The sequence below is a fragment of the Pseudomonas sp. LTGT-11-2Z genome, assembly GCF_003691445.1.
GTDB classification, from domain to species: domain Bacteria; phylum Pseudomonadota; class Gammaproteobacteria; order Pseudomonadales; family Pseudomonadaceae; genus Aquipseudomonas; species Aquipseudomonas monteilii.
This window is the reverse complement of sequence record NZ_CP033104.1, coordinates 5553715-5570100: the sequence shown is the minus strand read 5'-3', so window position 1 is coordinate 5570100 and position 16386 is coordinate 5553715. Positions and strand designations below refer to the sequence as shown.

Here is a 16386-nt window from a genome sequence, read left to right as displayed (position 1 = left end):
GGTAATCCACTGCTCTTAAGGGCGGTGATATACCTGTGGGAGCGGGCGTGCCCGCGAATAGGCCCTAGAGGCCGAGCTTGGCCATGCGGGCTTTCACTGAAGCCTCTATCCCGGCTGCATCCAGCCCACACTCAGCCAGCATTTGCGCAGGCTTGGCATGCTCGACATAGATGTCCGGCAGCCCAAGGTGCAGTAACGGCTTGACCACCCCTTCGTTGGCAAGGAACTCACCCACCGCAGCGCCCGCGCCACCCATGATGGCGTTTTCTTCGATGGTCACCAGCAATTCATGGCTGCCAGCCAGTTCCAGCACCAAGGCTTCGTCCAGCGGCTTGACGAAACGCATGTCGACCACAGTCGCGTTGATCTGCCCGGCAACTTGCATGGCCTCGGCCAGCTGAACGCCGAACACCAGCAGAGCGACGTTCTCACCTTGGCGACGAACCACGCCCTTGCCGATCTCCAGCGGTTCGAGGTCGCCGCTGATCGGCGCATTCGGGCCGGTGCCACGCGGGTAGCGAACAGCCGCCGGGCCGTTGTACAGGTGGCCGGTGCTGAGCATCTTGCGCAGCTCGTTCTCGTCGCTCGGGGTCATCACCAGCATGCCCGGGATGCAGCGCAGGTACGACAAGTCGTAGCTGCCCGCGTGAGTCGGGCCGTCTTCGCCAACCAGGCCGGCGCGGTCGATGGCGAACAGTACGTCGAGGTTTTGCACCGCCACGTCGTGGATCAGCTGGTCGTAGGCGCGCTGCAAGAAGGTGGAGTAGATCGCCACCACCGGCTTGCTGCCCTCGCAGGCCATCCCGGCTGCCAAGGTGACGGCGTGCTGCTCGGCAATCGCTACGTCGAAGTAACGTTCCGGGTAGCGCTCGCTGAAGGCTACAAGATCCGAGCCTTCCTTCATCGCCGGGGTAATACCCACCAGGCGGTTGTCGGCGGCGGCCATGTCGCATAGCCACTGGCCGAACACGGCGGAATATTTCGGTCCGCTGGCTTTTTTCGGCGCGGCAGGCTTGTCGGCTGGCTCCAGCTTGGTGATGGCGTGGTAGCCGATCGGGTCGACCTCGGCCGGGGCGAAGCCTTTACCCTTCTTGGTCACCACATGCAGGAACTGCGGGCCTTTCAGGTCTCGCATGTTGCGCAGGGTGGCGATCATGGTCGGCAGGTCGTGGCCGTCGATCGGGCCGATGTAGTTCCAGCCCAGCTCTTCGAACAGGGTGCCGGGGGCCAGCATGCCCTTGGCATATTCCTCGGTGCGACGGGCGATTTCCCAAGCGCCGGGCAGGCGCGACAGCACTTTCTTGCTGCCTTCGCGCATGCTCGAGTAGGTGCGGCTGGAGAGAATCTTGGCCAGGTAGTTGGACAGGCCACCGACATTGCGCGAAATCGACATGTCGTTGTCGTTGAGGATCACCAGCATGTCGGCGTTGACTTCCTGGGCGTGGTTCAACGCCTCGAAGGCCATACCGGCGGTCAGCGCGCCATCACCGATCACCGCAATCGACTTGCGTGCGCTGTTTTGCAGGCGGGCGGCAATGGCCATGCCCAGTGCGGCGCTGATCGAGGTGCTGGAGTGGCCGACGCCAAAGGTGTCGTACTCGCTTTCGCTGCGGCGCGGGAAGGCGGCGATACCGTCTTTCTGGCGCAGGCTGAGCATGCGGTTACGGCGCCCGGTAAGGATCTTGTGCGGGTAGGCCTGGTGGCCCACGTCCCACACCAGTCGGTCGTCCGGGGTGTCGAATACGTAGTGCAGGGCGATGGTCAGCTCGATCACGCCCAGACCGGCACCAAAATGCCCACCGGTCTGACCCACGGTGTAGAGCAGTTCCTGGCGCAGTTCGTCGGCCAGGGTCTCCAGGTCGGCTTCGGCCAGCCGGCGCAGGCCGGCAGGCGTGTCAGCGCGGTCGAGCAACGGCGTGACCGGGCGTTCGCGGGGGATCTCTTGAAACGTCGTGGGCATCAGGCGAGTCGTTATAGGTGTGTGAAGACGCGGCAGTTTACCCCATTGTAGGAAAAGCTGCCCATTCAGACGGGTGTCGCATGGGCCGCACAGCGGCCCCGAAAATCAGTTGCGGCGTTCGACGATGTACCGCGCCAACGCCCGCAGTGGCTCGGCCTTTTCGCCGAACCCATCCAGTGCGACCAGCGCCTGGTCGCGCAGTTCGATCGCATAGGCCTTGGCCGCTTCCAGCCCCAGCAGTGCCGGGTAGGTCGGTTTGTCACGGGCTATGTCAGCGCCCTGGCGTTTGCCCAGGGTGGCGGTGTCGCTTTCCACGTCGAGGATGTCATCCTGTACCTGGAACGCCAGGCCGATGGCCTGTGCATAAGTCTGCAGGGCCTCTAGCTGAGCCTGTTCGGCACGGGCACTGGCCAATGCGCCAAGGCGCACGCTGGCTTCGATCAGTGCGCCGGTCTTGTGCCGGTGCATGAACTCCAGCGCTTGCTGGTCCAGCTTCAGGCCCACCGAACCGAGGTCGATGGCCTGGCCGCCGACCATGCCGGCTGGCCCGGCGGCCTTGGCCAGGGCCTGCACCATGGCCAGGCGAATGCTGTCGGCCTGCGGGCTCAGGCCTGGGTCGAGCAGGGCGCTGAACGCCAGGCTCTGCAAGCCGTCGCCAGCCAGGATGGCGCAGGCTTCATCGAAGGCTTTGTGAGTGGTTGGCTGGCCGCGACGCAGGTCGTCGTCGTCCATGGCCGGCAGGTCGTCATGCACCAGCGAATAAGCGTGAATCAGTTCGACCGCGCAGGCTGCGCCGTTGGCTTGCTCGGCCGGGGCGCCCAGGGCTTCGCAGGCTGCATAGGCCAGCAATGGGCGTACACGCTTGCCGCCGTTCATCACGCTGTAGCGCATGGCGGCATAAAGGCGTTCCAGCTCTTTGGTCGGGGCGACGAACAGGGGTTCGAGGGCTGCGTCGACGCGTGCCTGGCAATTGGCCTGGTAGGTGCCGATCATGCTTCTGGCTCCGCGTCGAAGGGCTGGGCAGCCAGCTCGCCATCGCGCTCCAGCAGAATTTGCACCTTCTGTTCGGCCTGGGCCAGGGCACCCTGGCAATCACGGGTCAGGGCGATGCCTTGCTCGAAGGCGGCCAGCGACTCTTCCAGCGACAACTCGCCGTTCTCCAGGCGCTCGACCAGTGCTTGCAGGTCTGCGAGGGATTGCTCGAAATCGAGGGAGGCTTTTTTGCGGGCCATGGCGACTGTCTCGGTGGCATATCAGAACGGCGCGACACTAGCAGAGCGGGGCGGGGGGAGCAAACTTCCGGGGCAATGAGGCAAGTTCAAGGGCCCTTTCGCGGGCGTGCCCGCGAATGGCCCCAAGGTGGCCTATCAGGCAGGCTCGGCTTCCCGCTCCAGCATCGCCTCCCGGTACCGCGCCAGCTCCTCGATGGTCAGCACCGGCAAGTTGTACTGCCGCGCGTACACCGCCACCTGCTCGCCACGGGCCATGCTGCCATCGGGGTTCATCAGCTCGCACAGCACGGCTGCCGGGCGCAGGCCGGCCAGGCGTGCCAGGTCCACCGAGCCTTCGGTGTGCCCACGGCGGGTCAACACCCCGCCATTGCGGGCGCGCAGCGGGAACACATGCCCTGGGCTGACGATATGGCGTTGTTCGGCGCTGGAACGCAACGCCGCGCCAATGGTGGTGATGCGGTCCTGGGCAGAAACCCCGGTGGTGATGCCTTCTGCCGCTTCGATGGTGACGGTGAAACCGGTGCCGTGGCGGGCCTGGTTGTTCTGCACCATCGGCGCCAGTTGCAGTTCGTCAACGGTGGCTTCGTCCAGGCACAGGCAGACGATGCCGCTGCAGTCGCGGATCATCATGGCCATGGTTTGCAGCGTGATGTTTTCGGCAGCCGCAATGATGTCCGCTTCGTCTTCGCGGTCGTCATCATCAAGCAGCAATACCGGGCGCCCGGCCTGGAAGGCTGCGATGGCGGCGGAGACATTGGGGAATTGCGGGTGGTGAAGGGTGGACATGAAACGCTCCTCGTGAATGATCGATGAACGTCTCGGGGCGAACAAAATGCGCGCGCAAGGGCGCCCGGATGGCCCCTGCCTGACGCCTTCTTTCATCCGGACTATGACCGTCGGCTCTGGAGTCGCACCAGATCTGCTGACCCCCGGCATGGCCGGGGCGCTCGCGGGCTCATCTTTCGATTTACCGCCGGTGGGGACTTTCACCCCGCCCTGAAGACTGGCCAAGCATAACGCACATGGCCACCCTACTGGCAACCCACGCGTCTACGACCTTCGGCGGGCTGGCCAGAGATGCCATAGCCATCTACCACACGGTACGCCATCGCAACTTCTAGAGTGCCGGGCAGCCCGCTTGGGGCAGATACTTGAGGATTGCAGATATGGCCACGCTTTACCCGTTCACTGCCAACGACGTGACTGATGCCTTTGCCCTGCTCGACAACACGCTGTTCGACAAGGCACGCGAGGCGGACGGGCCTGAAAGTGACCCCACCCCGAACATGCTAATCGTTGCGGGGGCGCAAGGGTCGGGCAAGACTTACTTGCTGGAGAAGCAGTTGCTGCCCAGCGAGCGCTACGAGAACCATGTGCGGCTTTATTTGCCTGAGTTCCGCAAACTGCACCCGCACTACGCACAGATGAGCGAGCACGGTGTGTTGCATGTTTACGAACACACCGAAGCCTTTGTCAGAGAGCTGAGCGGCAAGGTTTTCGAGTATGCCTTCGCCAACCGCTACAACATCATCATGGAATCGGCACTGGACGACGAAGCGTTCGCCGGTTTCCCGCCTGCTGCCGTAGAGGCAGGTTACCGCTTCGAGATTCACATGATTGCCTGCAAAGAGGAATTCAGCCACTGGGCAACCCTCGACCGGGGCGTAAAAAGCGTCGCCAAGGGCGAAATCGAGCGGTTCGTGGCGTTGTCGCAGATCCAGGCTTCCCAGGCGAATGCCCGGAAGATCCTGAACGCATTCGAAAGTGCCTGCCTACAGGCCCCCGGGTCGCAAGTGACGCTTCATGAACGAGGCTTCGAGACGGATCAGCAGAGCAAAGTGCTGTGTCACAGCCGGTGTGATGCCCAGGGTGTGCTGACCCCACAGCCGGACTACGAGGGTCAGCCGTTCTTCCGGGCGCCTTACCACGACACACCTGTTGAAATCCGGCGCAGCCCTGATGGCAGTGGTTCTGGCGTTTACCTTCAGTTCTTCCAGGTTGTGCATGCCAGCATGCTCGATGAGCCGGTGCGCCAGCAGATGGTCGCGGCATGCTGCAAGACACTTGGCCGGACACCAGACCTTGTAGCCCGGATTTCCGGGGATGCCTTCCGTGAACTGAGCCAGTACGTGCTCAAGTACACCTATCCTTGACGATGCGACGGAGCAGCAGGCCGGAACGGGATTACCTGTTATCTGGCCAGCTGCTCGATCACCGTGTTCAAGGAAGCCCCCAGCATTTGCCCATGATCCAGCCCATCGAACCGTTCAAAGCGCACCTGAAGGCCTTTTACCTTGGCCAGGTCCGCCGCCAGCTCGCGCGCGGGCTTCTCGACATCGCCCTTAAGCTGTGCCCGGGGGGTCGAGGGTTCTGCGCTGCCGCGCATCAGTAGCAGCCGCGCAGAATTGTTGCCCAAGCGCTGCTCAAGCCCCTGCGCCTCCTGCACGATCGCCCCGTCATGCCACCACAACGAAGGGCTGGCCGCCGCATAGTCACTGAACGCCCCGGGCCGGGTGAACAGCGTATGCAGCACGGCCAGGCCGCCATAGGAATGGCCCCACAACGTCTGCTGTTGCGCGTCGATCGGGGCCAGCCCGGCCACCATCGGCCGCATGCGTTCGGTCAGCAGATCAAGAAACGCATCCACACCGCCACTGGGCTCGCCGGTCAGCGGGTCACGCTGCTCAGCCTGGCCAGGCAGCGCCGGGGTGTAGTCATACGTACGCCCGGTCCGCTCGATACGTTGTTCGGTCTGGTAACCCACGGCCACCAGCAAAGGCGCCTGGCCGGCGGCGAGCTTGTCCAGTTGCTGGCTTTGCAGCGCCCCGATCGCGGCATTGCCATCGAGCATCCACAGCACCGGGTACCCCGAGGCGGGCGCCGGGCGGTTTGGTTTGCCGACCCACAAGCGGTAATGGCGTTGGCCATCGGCCGAGTCCAGGTCGAGCTGGGTAAAGCGATAGGCCAGGTCCTGGCGCTGCAGCAGCGAGGTGTCCATCTTCTGGTTACGCTCGGGCTGTGCCAGGGCAACAGGCGCCGCAAGGGCCAGTGCCAAAGCCAGTGTCAGGGTCATCTTGCTCATCAGGCGTCTCGTCAGGGCCTGGCGAGGAACGCGAGGCTGGAGCGCCCAGATGATAATCAGTCCTGATTGAGCGTAAAGCGCATTAACTTTCTAAACAGTCGCTGGCGGCCGGCAAGGTCAAATGCAGGCACAGGCCCGGGTGGCCATTGCTGGCCCACAATCGGCCGCCTTGCAGCTCGATGGCGCGTCGGGCAATGGCCAGGCCCAGGCCGAACCCGGCACCGCTGTCGGCAAGGCGTTGGTAAGGTTTGAAGATGCGTTCGAGCTCCGCGTGCGGCACGCCGGGGCCCTGATCGCTCAGGCGCAGGTGCCAAACCTCGCCTTCGCGCCAGCCATCCAGGCTGACCCGGCCTTCGGGTGGCGAATGGCGAATGGCATTGCGCAGCAGGTTTTCCAAGGCTTGTGCAAGGCTGTCCAGGTGGGCTTGTACCTGGCAGTCGATACCAAGCGAACATGGCAGGCGCGCAGGGGCCCAGCCGCTTTCGAAGCAGACGTCCTGGCACAGGGCTTCCCACACTGAAACCATCAATACCGGTTCGGTCGGCAAGCTGGGTTGCTCGGTGTCCATCCAGGCCAGGTCCAGGGTGTCTTCCAGCAACTTCTGCATGTCGGCGACTTCGCGGTCCAGACGCTCGCGCAACTGATGTGACGGCAAGCCGCTGTCATGGGCGATACGCAGTCGTGCCAGCGGCGTGCGCAGTTCGTGCGACAGCGTGCGCAACAGCAGGCGCTGCTGCTCCAGGCTCTGGCGCAAGCGCCCGGCCATGTGCTCGAAGGCCTGTGCCAGTTCACCCAACTCATCCCGACGCTCTTGCAGGGGGAGTGCGGGGCTGTCCAGGTCATCGGCACGCAGGGCGTCGGCACGGTCGCGCAGGCGGTTCAGCGGCACTACCAAATGCCGGTACAACGCCAGGCCCAGCAGCAGGGCGAGCAGTGCGGGGGCTACGCCGTGGGTGACCACGTGGGTCCACGGCGTAAGGCCGGTGGGTAGCAGTCGCTCAGGCAGTTGCAGCACCAAGCGGCCGTGCTCGGGGTGTCGCGGAAATTCGATGCTGACGTAGGGCAGTTCATCTTGCAGGCGACGGCTCATCGGCCAATCGAGTTTGCGCATGAAGGTCAGGTGGCTGGCCTGCTCGGCACTTAGCGGGGTGGTACCGAGGCTTTGCAGGTGCGGGCCGATCACTGCCACCCAGGTGTTCTCGGCGTGTTCCAGTTGCCTGCGCCAGGTCTCGATGCCCACCGCACCGCCTTGGTTCCAGGCGTCTTCGGCTTGTTGCGCATAGCGCGCCAGGTAGTCCTGGTCGGCCGGGGACAGGAAATAGGTGCTGCGCTCCACCGACAGGCCCCAGGTCCAGATCAGCCAGACCAGCAACAGGCAGAAGCCGACTTGCAGCACGGCCAGTTTCCACAGCAACGGGTGGCGGCGCATCAGGGCTGTTCCGTGTCGACCAGGATGTAACCCTGGCCGCGCACGGCCTGGATCTGCAGGTGCTGGGCGTTGATGTCGGCCAGTTTGCGGCGCAGGTTACACACATGCACATCCAGGCCCCGGTCCAGGCGGGTATAGGCCCGGTGAAGCACGGTCTGGTACAGGAACGGCTTGCTCAAGGCTTCGCCGGGATGGGCACGCAGCGTCACCAGCAAGCGGAATTCGGAAGCCGTGAGGCCTGCGGCGTTACCGTTGTGGATAACGTCCTGGCGGTCGTGGTCCAGCATTACCTCGCCCACGTCGGCCCGCAGCGCCGTGCCGCGATCGAACGCCACGCGCCGCAACAGGGCATCGACCCGTGCGTCCAGCTCCGCCAGGCTGAAGGGCTTGGGCAGGTAGTCGTCCGCACCTCGGGTGAAGCCACTGATGCGGTCCTGTTCCGCCCCCAGCGCCGACATCAGCATGACCGGCACCGCCTGCTGGCGGCGCAATGCGTCGAGCAGGCTGAGGCCGTCGATGCCCGGCAGCATGATGTCCAGCAACACCAGTTCGAACTGCGCGCGTGCTATGGCATTCAGGGCCTGAGTGCCGCTGGCGCAGGCATGCACCTGGAAACCACGGTTGAGGAAATGGCGTTCCAGGTCCTGACGCAGGCGTGGATCGTCTTCGACGAGGAGAAGAGAGGTGGGCACGTTGAGCCTTGAATGAGAACTTCTATCAGTTACGAATCATCCCATTGCTGGCAGGGGGAGGGCAACGCCCGGTTGTGTTAAGAAGGTTAATCCTGCTGCAGCCCTGTTTTCGCTCCGGTATCGTTCGCAAAAAGCAACTTGTTTCGTTTGCGAATTAATGTCATTTGGGTGAAGGGTGTGTCATGAACGGTTTCAAACGTGTGGGGAACTCGCGACAGGTGCGGGGCTTGTTGGTGCTGGGCTTGCTGGCACCGTTTTCGTTGTCGGCACTGGCTGAGACCGTCGCGACCCAGGCGGCAGTAGAGGACAACGCGCTTGACCTGCCGGCACTGACCATCGAAGGTAACCGCCTGTACGGCATGCTGCCCTCGGAAGCAACCGGCGGCTACAGCGTCGATGCCGCGACCGTGGGCACCAAGACCCCTGCCGCGCTCAAGGACATCCCGCAATCGATCACCGTTTACACCCAGGATTACGTCAAGGACCGCCAATTCGTACACCTGGATGACCTGGCCAAGTACACCGCCGGCCTGCGCACCCTGACCAACGACAGCGGCCGGTCTTCGATCTACGCCCGTGGTTACGAATACAGCGAGTTCAACATCGACGGCCTGCCGGCCCCCATGGCCAGCATCTTCGGCACCGTGCCGTCGCTGGCGGCGTTCGACCGTGTCGAAATCATGCGTGGCCCGGCCGGGCTGTTCAGCAGCACCAGCGAGCTGGGCGGCATCGTCAACATGGTGCGCAAGCGCCCGACCGCCGAATTCCAGGGCCATATTGAAGGCAGCTACGGCACCTGGGACACCAACCACGAAGAAATCGACCTGAGCGGGCCGCTGGATGATGCCGGCCGCGTGCGCGGGCGTTTCATTGCATCCCGTGACGATACCAATGGCGAAGTCGATTACAACGCCAACACCAGCAACAGTTACTACGGCGCGCTGGATGTCGACCTGGACGATGCCACCACGCTGTCGTTCGGCCTGATGCACGAAGTGAAGAACATCACCCCGCACAACGGCTACCCGGCAACCTTGTCTGGCGACGTGCCGGACTTCAGCCACTCCCGTTTCCTGGGTGCCGACTGGAACTACTTCGACGGCAAGACCACCGACCTGGTCGCCGAGCTGACCCACCGCTTCGACAACGGCGGCTATGGCCGTGTCGCCGCCCGTGGCTCGCACCGCGACACCAATTACCTGTACGCCTTCACCGCGACCAACGCCACCACCGGTGCCAACTCCGAGCGCGCCAGCGCCCGTGACTTCACTCAGGACACCTACTCGCTGGACGCCAGCTACAGCCAGCCGTTCGAAACCCTCGGCCAGGTCAGCGAATTCGTGGTCGGTACCGACTACAAGAACTACGACACCGAATACCTCAACGGCACCACCAACCTGGGCGCCATCAACGTCAACACCTACTCGCCGAAGCAGTTCGCCAAACCGTCGGCCAACTACAGCACTGAGACCGGCATGCAGGAAGAGGAATACGGCCTGTACTCCAAGGTCACCTTCCGCCCGATCGAGCGCCTGGCGTTGATCGCCGGTGGCCGCTTCAGCTGGTATCGCGGTGATTTCTACACCACCACCCTGAGCACCGGTGCCACCACCAACGACAGCAAGCGCGTGGATGGCCACTTCACCCCGTATGGCGGCCTGGTCTATGACCTGACCGAAAACCACGCCCTGTACGCCAGCTACTCGCAGGTGTTCAAGCCGCAGTCCGACACCGACAGCAACGGCCGGGTGCTGAAACCGCGTGAAGGCGAGCAATACGAATTCGGCCTCAAGAGCAGCTACTTCGGCGGCGACCTGAACACCCGCTTCTCAGTGTTCCGCCTGACCGACAAGAACCGCGCCACTACCGAATACGACGAAGATGGCGTAGACACCAACTTCTCGGTTGCCTCCGGCAAAACCCGCGTCAAAGGTGCCGAAGTGGAAGTAAGCGGCAAGCTGACGCCAAACTGGGAGCTGCTGGCCGGCTACACCTGGATGGAAACCGAAACCCTCAAGGGTGATGCAGAAACCACCTTCTTCATCATGCCGCGCAACCAGGCTTCGCTGTGGAGCAAGTACACCATCAGCCAAGGCCCGCTGAACGGCCTGGCCATTGGTGGCGGCATTTCGGCGATGAGCAACTTCTATTCCGAGAATGGCGGCGTGCGCATCGATGCACCGGGCTATGCCACGGTGGATGCGATGCTGTCGTACCCGCTGACCTCGAAGCTGACCGCCACCTTCAACGTCAACAACCTGTTCGACCGGGATTACCTGTCGCGGGTGGGGTCGACCTCCACGTTCAACTTCTACGGGCCGTCGCGCAGCATGATGGTTGGGGCGCGGTATGACTTCTGATTGGTGTTGTGGCGTGTAGGTCTACGTCGACGATTTTGCATCGTTTATGAAATCGAGCGCCGCCCGCGCGGCCCTCGATCTACCAGGCGCTGCAACCCTGTCGGCATGCACCTGTCTGCCCAGTGCAGCATTCAAGGTGAACATTTCAAGGGCCGATTTTTCCTGACCCATCACGATGAGCATGCGTCTTCGACGCCGGCTTCGAGTGGTGATCACTGCCGGCTTGGTCTTGCCCATGCTGGCCTTCATGGTTGTGCATGTCACTCTCACCGCCCCCATGCTGGTGGCCGCCACTGCTTGCGACCATCGCCTGGTACTGCTGAGCATTCATCTGCGGTAGTTGGTCGAGAAAAGCCACTATGCCCCAGATATACGAATCATCCATGCTCTTGCCCCAAGCTGGCATTCCCGTAGCCTTGATGCCGTGCTTGATGGTCCAGAACGCAACAGCGGGATCACCGCTGGCGCCGAGCTTGCTCAGATCAGGAGGCGACGGGTACAGCGCTTGGCTCAGCTCGGTCTTTTCGACGCCAGGGGCCAGATGGCAACCAATGCACATGGCGTTGTAGTTACCGGCGCCGATGCGAATCAGGTTTTCATTCTTGAGGTCCGGTACCTCGATATCCCTGGCCCGTACCTCGATAGACCGATCCCGGGCCATGGCCAGAAAGGCATGCACGGCCGGGAAATGGGGATCATCAGCCCCGACGTTCACCAGGCCAAAGTAAGCTGCGCCCAATACGCCCGCACCGGCGACGGCGCCTGCTGCAACAAGCGTTGTAATTGTTTTTTTCATGTCGGGCTCTCAAAACCACATGCGAATGCCGGCAACGAAACGCGCTTCATCCACATCACCACCCTCGTCGCGGACGAAATCTGCCGTTTTGCCGTAGGAGCGGCTCCAGGTGATGCCTATGTAAGGTGCGAACTGGCGAACGATTTCATACCGTAGCCGCAGCCCGACCTCGGTATTCGCCAGGCCAGAACCCACGCCTCGCTCAGGGTCGTTCTTACCATAGAAATTGGCTTCGGCGGTGGGCTGAAGGATCAGGCGATTGGTCAGCAGAATGTCGTAGTCGCCTTCCAGGCGCGCGGCGGTTTGACCGTTCTCCCCCATGAACGCGGTGGCTTCGGCCTCAAAGCCGTAAAGCGCCATGCCCTGGATACCGAACGCCGCCCAGGTTTGCGGTGATTGCGGTTTGAAATCCTGGCGCACCCCGGCAACTACATCCCACCAGGGGCTGATAGCGCGGCCATAGAGCAGCTGCAACTCGGCATCTTCGGTGACGCCGTTGGTGCGTTCGCCTTCGGAGCGAATCCACAACCGGTTGGTATCGCCGCCGACCCACCCGGTAGCATCCCAGGCCAGGGTGCTGCCTTCGTCTGCATCCTGATACTCAAGCTGGTCCAGCAAGAAGAAGCTATTGAGCGCGCTGTCGTGTACCTGATGCCCGCCCAATGGGGGGAATGCCGCCTGCCGGTCGGCATCCGTCAGTTCGGGAATCGGGGTTCGGCTGGTCGTCGCAGGGCTGGCAGCACCATGGTTCATCTTCGAGTGATCCATGCCCCCATGATCCATGCCCTGCATGCTGCCATGATCCATCTGGCTAGGGTCCATGCCCGACATGGAGCCGTGCCCCATCGCCGAATGGTCCATTTCGCCAGCGGCGAAGCTGGGTGCAGCACCCAGCATGCCGAGTGAAACGGCCAGGGCCAGCAGCGAGGGTCGCGCCGGGCTATTGGCCATCTTTCCCTGCCTTGGCGTTGTCGCTGCCCTGCGATTCCATCATCTTGCTGTGATCCATACCTTCCATCGAGCCATGGTCCATGCCCTTCATGGCGCTGTGATCCATGCCCTTCATGGAACCGTGGTCCATGCCTTGAGCGCCCTTGGCTTTTGCTGCATCTGCGGCCTTCTGGGTGTGTTGCTCATGGTTGTCACCGGCCCACGACGACGGGGCATAAACAGCCAGCAGGCCAGCCATCGCAGCAGAGAGGAAAAACGCGCTTCGTTTCATAGGTTTGTTCATCTCGGATCTCCAGTTCATTCGTCCACGCGGACTTCTCGGAACATGCCCATTTCCATGTGGAACAGCAGGTGGCAGTGATAGGCCCAGCGCCCCAAAGCATCCGCAGTCACGCGGTAACTTCGTTTCGAGCCAGGCGGCATGTCGATGGTGTGCTTGCGCACCATGAAGTTGCCGTTCTCATCCTCCAGGTCGCTCCACATGCCATGCAGGTGGATGGGGTGAGTCATCATGGTGTCGTTGACCAAGGTGATACGAAGGCGCTCCCCGTATTTGAGGCGCAGCGGCTCGGCATCGGAAAACTTGACCCCGTCGAACGACCAGGCGAACTTTTCCATGTGGCCTGTGAGGTGCAACTCGATGGTGCGGCCAGGTTCTCGGCCGTCGGGATCAATGAAGGTGCTGCGCAGGTCGGCATAGGTCAGCACACGGCGGCCGTTGTTACGCAGCCCGATGCCTGGGTCGCTCAGTTTTGGCGTGGGGCTCATCGTCTGCATGTCGACCAAGGGGTTGTTGGTCTCTGAGTCAGGATGGCGCTGCATGGCTCCACTCATGCCGGCCATGCTGCCGTGATCCATGCCGGCCATCTGGCTGTGGTCCATGCCAGCCATGCTGCCATGGTCCATCCCCGACATGCCGCTGTGATCCATACCCATGTCACTCATGGAAATCAGCGGGCGTGGATCAACAGCTGGAACAGCCGCTTGCAGGCCTTCGCGGATGGCCAAGGTGCCCCTGGCATAACCGGTGCGGTCCATGGATTGAGCAAAGACGGTGTATGCCTGCTCATCTTCGGGCTCGACGATCACATCGTAGGTTTCCGCAACCGCGATACGGAACTCGTCTACTGAAACCGGCTTCACATACTGCCCATCCGCCGCAACCACCGTCATCTTCAGGCCGGGAATACGCACGTCGAAATACGTCATGGCGGAGCCGTTGATGAAGCGCAGGCGGATTTTTTCGCCAGGCTTGAATACCCCCGTCCAGTTGGCGCCCGGTGCCTGGCCATTCATGAGGTAGGTGTAGGTGTATCCGCTAACGTCCGCGAGATCGGTAGGGCTCATGTTCATTTCGGCCCACATCGTGCGATCCGCCACCGCAGCGGACCAGCCCATTTCGCCCACGTCGTTGACGAAATCACCCACCGTCCGTTTGTGGAAGTTGTAGTAGTCAGACTGTTTCTTGAGCTTGGACAGCACCCGGGCAGGGTCTTCATCCGTCCAGTCGCTGAGCATCACTACGTAATCCCGGTCATAGGTGAACGGCTCGGGTTCTTTCGCATCGATGACCAGCGCGCCGTACACCCCAACCTGTTCCTGGAAGCCTGAGTGGCTGTGGTACCAGTACGTGCCGTTCTGATGGACTTTGAACCTGTACTCATACAGGCCATCTGGGGCGATGCCATGGAAGCTCAGGCCAGGCACACCATCCATGTTGGCCGGCAGGATGATGCCGTGCCAGTGGATGGAGGTGTCCTGCTTCAAACGGTTGCGCACGCGAAGCGTAACGGTATCGCCTTCGCGCCAGCGAAGCGTTGGGCCAGGTATGGAGCCGTTGATGGCCATCGCTGTGCGCCTCGTGCCGGTGATATTGACCGGCAGTTCACCGATGTACAGGTCGAAGTCGCTGCCTGTCAGCACGTTTGGCTGGCCCGGGCTGGTCAAGGCCCACACCGGCGTGCGCCACATGCCCAACCCGCCGAGCAGTCCGGTAGCGGCCAGGCCTTTGACGAAGGTGCGTCTTGTGGTTTTGCTTTGCATGCCGTTGCGTCCAGTCGTGTGGGGTGCGGATATCCCGGCTGCTGGGTGTCGCAGCCCACGACCAAAATAGCGAGTTGCCGCTGTCAGAAAACTGAGTCCGACATTACTTTTTCGTCAGCTTCTTAAAGGAGGGAGGTAGGCCGCAGAGGGCTTGGGATGGCTTTCGGCGAGGCATTAAAAAGCCGGCTTGTGGCCGGCTTCTCGGGGACGCTTCCGACTAATTTATGGTAAGCCGCAATCGCCTTAACTGAGTGGCCATCAAGGGCCTGAAAGAAATGGCAGATGCCCGTGTGGGATATCGCCAGAGCCCTCTGGACCGCGGCTTGCGCCGGTCGGGGCTGAATGTGCCGCGTAGCATACAAGGGCACGCGCAGGATGCCCAGAAAAAAATGGCACAGGGTGTTTCAGCCAGGCCGCTGTTGGCGGAAATGCGACCAGTGAAACACCCAGCCAAGAATTTCCAGGCCCTGCGCCTGGCACTGTGCGGGGGTGTAGCGTTCGACTGCGTAGTTGCGCCGGTCATGGCTGTGCAGGTACAGCGTACCGTGCTGGCCAAGGCTGAGGTTGTTCACCCTGAGCATGCCGTTGTGCAGCAGGGCATAGGTTTCACCCTCGACCACTCGGGTCATGCCCAGGTCGATGGCCAGGCTGGCATTCAGCGGAATCAGGGGCAGCATGTTGCTGGCCGGCATTGCCAGGCAGATCGCATTGGCAGCATGCACACCCAGCCCCCTCAAGGCTTTTGCCGGCAAGCGCAGGTGTTTGCTGGCCACCGGCGACAGCTGGCCTTGTTGCAACTGGTAGTAAGGCACCTTCACTGCCCGGCCATGTTCCACCGACAGCGGAGAGGGCGGGTTGACGGGCGTCGGCCGGGGCGCGCCGCTGCGCAGGATCGGGTTGGGATGTTTGGGCCCTTCTCCGGTGCGTAGCCAACGGCGGTGCACACAGAACAAGTCGGCCAGTTCGTCCAGCCGGGCCAAAGGCACACCACGTTTGAACCAGTTGTTGACGTGCTGCGGTGTGACGCTGCGTTGGGCGGCAAAATCGGAAGGGGTCAGGCCACATTCGTGGAGCAGGGCTTTGAGGCGGTCGCCGGAAGTGTTCATGGTAGCGAGTGTAGCGGCGGAGGTGTCAGCAAGGATATGAACCGGGTGTTGACAGGGGTTGTACGAAAAGAGGTGGTTTGTAGGGAGTTGATGTAGGACTGCGTAGGATTTATTACCAGCACCCTGAGCATCGCCCATTCAGGCATAAAAAAACCCCGCCATGGCGGGGTTCTTCCTGCAACCGGTATCAGCCCTTGTAGGCAGCAACCGATTTGGTGATCGCGGCACGGGCGGCGTCGGCGCCTTCCCAACCTTCGATCTTGACCCACTTGCCCTTCTCGAGATCTTTGTAGTTGGCAAAGAAGTGCTCGATCTGCTGGATCAGCAGGGCTGGCAGGTCGGTGTATTCCTTCACGTCAACGTACAGCTGCGACAGCTTGTCGTGAGGAACAGCGATGACCTTGGCGTCGCCGCCGCCGTCGTCGGTCATGTTCAGCACGCCAACCGGACGGGCGCGGATAACCGAGCCTGGCGCTACCGGGTAAGGGGTAACAACCAGCACGTCCAGCGGATCACCGTCGTCAGCCAGGGTGTTCGGAATGAAGCCGTAGTTGGCTGGGTAGAACATTGGGGTAGCCATGAAACGGTCGACGAACAGGGTGTCGCTGTCCTTGTCGATTTCGTATTTGATCGGCGCGTGGTTGGCCGGGATCTCGATGGCGACGTAGATGTCGTTCGGCAGGTCTTTGCCCGCCGGAATCTTGCTGTAGCTCATTGGGCAGTGCCCCCGTGTTT

At 62.2% G+C, this 16386-nt stretch carries 15 protein-coding genes and 1 riboswitch; of the genes, 2 read left to right on the top strand and 13 right to left on the bottom strand.

Going from position 1 to position 16386, the window contains the following annotated elements; all coding sequences use genetic code 11:
- Positions 1 to 64: 64 nt before the first annotated feature.
- The 4 genes from dxs to ribB form a co-directional block, all read right to left on the bottom strand.
- Positions 65 to 1960 carry a 1-deoxy-D-xylulose-5-phosphate synthase gene (dxs, locus tag D8767_RS26285; RefSeq protein ID WP_016715361.1) on the bottom strand — a complete coding sequence of 632 codons (1896 nt, stop codon included), beginning with the start codon at positions 1958 to 1960 and terminating at the stop codon, positions 65 to 67.
- A 105-nt stretch (positions 1961 to 2065) separates the two neighbouring features.
- On the bottom strand, positions 2066 to 2953 hold the full coding sequence (gene ispA / locus D8767_RS26280; RefSeq protein ID WP_016715362.1) for a (2E,6E)-farnesyl diphosphate synthase: 888 nt from the start codon (positions 2951 to 2953) through the stop codon (positions 2066 to 2068).
- Complete coding sequence (locus D8767_RS26275) at positions 2950 to 3192, bottom strand: exodeoxyribonuclease VII small subunit (protein ID WP_003255380.1); 243 nt, start codon at positions 3190 to 3192, stop codon at positions 2950 to 2952. Before D8767_RS26275 ends, ispA begins: the two co-directional genes overlap by 4 nt.
- A 135-nt stretch (positions 3193 to 3327) precedes the next feature.
- Positions 3328 to 3978, bottom strand: a complete 651-nt coding sequence (gene ribB, locus D8767_RS26270; RefSeq protein WP_016715363.1) for a 3,4-dihydroxy-2-butanone-4-phosphate synthase — start codon at positions 3976 to 3978, stop codon at positions 3328 to 3330.
- An 80-nt stretch (positions 3979 to 4058) separates the two neighbouring features.
- Positions 4059 to 4200: riboswitch (FMN riboswitch) on the bottom strand.
- Between the two features lie 158 nt (positions 4201 to 4358).
- Between ribB and D8767_RS26265 the strand changes: the two genes are divergently transcribed.
- On the top strand, positions 4359 to 5345 hold the full coding sequence (locus D8767_RS26265) for a zeta toxin family protein (protein ID WP_016715364.1): 987 nt from the start codon (positions 4359 to 4361) through the stop codon (positions 5343 to 5345).
- Between the two features lie 38 nt (positions 5346 to 5383).
- On the opposite strand, the gene D8767_RS26260 is transcribed toward D8767_RS26265, so the two are convergent.
- The 3 genes from D8767_RS26260 to D8767_RS26250 all read right to left on the bottom strand — a co-directional run bounded on the left by D8767_RS26260 (position 5384) and on the right by D8767_RS26250 (position 8395).
- Positions 5384 to 6274 (bottom strand): alpha/beta hydrolase, encoded by an 891-nt coding sequence (locus D8767_RS26260; RefSeq protein ID WP_016715365.1) that lies wholly within the window; start codon positions 6272 to 6274, stop codon positions 5384 to 5386.
- A gap of 82 nt (positions 6275 to 6356) precedes the next feature.
- Positions 6357 to 7703 carry a sensor histidine kinase gene (locus D8767_RS26255; protein ID WP_016715366.1) on the bottom strand — a complete coding sequence of 449 codons (1347 nt, stop codon included), beginning with the start codon at positions 7701 to 7703 and terminating at the stop codon, positions 6357 to 6359.
- Positions 7703 to 8395, bottom strand: a complete 693-nt coding sequence (locus D8767_RS26250) for a response regulator transcription factor (protein ID WP_016715367.1) — start codon at positions 8393 to 8395, stop codon at positions 7703 to 7705. The genes D8767_RS26255 and D8767_RS26250 overlap by 1 nt, the downstream gene beginning before the upstream one ends.
- Before the next feature lie 182 nt (positions 8396 to 8577).
- On the opposite strand from D8767_RS26250, the gene D8767_RS26245 reads away from it, so the two are divergent.
- On the top strand, positions 8578 to 10755 hold the full coding sequence (locus D8767_RS26245; protein WP_122048461.1) for a TonB-dependent siderophore receptor: 2178 nt from the start codon (positions 8578 to 8580) through the stop codon (positions 10753 to 10755).
- A gap of 145 nt (positions 10756 to 10900) precedes the next feature.
- Here the strand turns inward: D8767_RS26245 and D8767_RS26240 are convergent, their stop codons facing one another.
- The 6 genes from D8767_RS26240 to ppa all read right to left on the bottom strand — a co-directional run bounded on the left by D8767_RS26240 (position 10901) and on the right by ppa (position 16366).
- Entirely contained in the window at positions 10901 to 11551 is a 651-nt protein-coding gene (locus D8767_RS26240; RefSeq protein WP_016715369.1) for a cytochrome c, read from the bottom strand.
- Positions 11552 to 11560: 9 nt separating this feature from the next.
- Positions 11561 to 12502: a copper resistance protein B gene (locus D8767_RS26235; protein WP_016715370.1), complete on the bottom strand. Its 942-nt coding sequence runs from the start codon at positions 12500 to 12502 to the stop codon at positions 11561 to 11563.
- A complete protein-coding gene (locus tag D8767_RS26230; RefSeq protein WP_033693656.1) occupies positions 12492 to 12803 on the bottom strand; it encodes a hypothetical protein in 312 nt (103 codons plus the stop codon). Before D8767_RS26230 ends, D8767_RS26235 begins: the two co-directional genes overlap by 11 nt.
- Positions 12800 to 14545: a copper resistance system multicopper oxidase gene (locus D8767_RS26225; protein ID WP_016715372.1), complete on the bottom strand. Its 1746-nt coding sequence runs from the start codon at positions 14543 to 14545 to the stop codon at positions 12800 to 12802. The genes D8767_RS26230 and D8767_RS26225 overlap by 4 nt, the downstream gene beginning before the upstream one ends.
- A gap of 404 nt (positions 14546 to 14949) precedes the next feature.
- Positions 14950 to 15651 carry an XRE family transcriptional regulator gene (locus D8767_RS26220; protein WP_016715373.1) on the bottom strand — a complete coding sequence of 234 codons (702 nt, stop codon included), beginning with the start codon at positions 15649 to 15651 and terminating at the stop codon, positions 14950 to 14952.
- Positions 15652 to 15838: 187 nt separating this feature from the next.
- Positions 15839 to 16366 (bottom strand): inorganic diphosphatase, encoded by a 528-nt coding sequence (gene ppa / locus D8767_RS26215; protein WP_003255365.1) that lies wholly within the window; start codon positions 16364 to 16366, stop codon positions 15839 to 15841.
- Between the last annotated feature and the right edge of the window lie 20 nt (positions 16367 to 16386).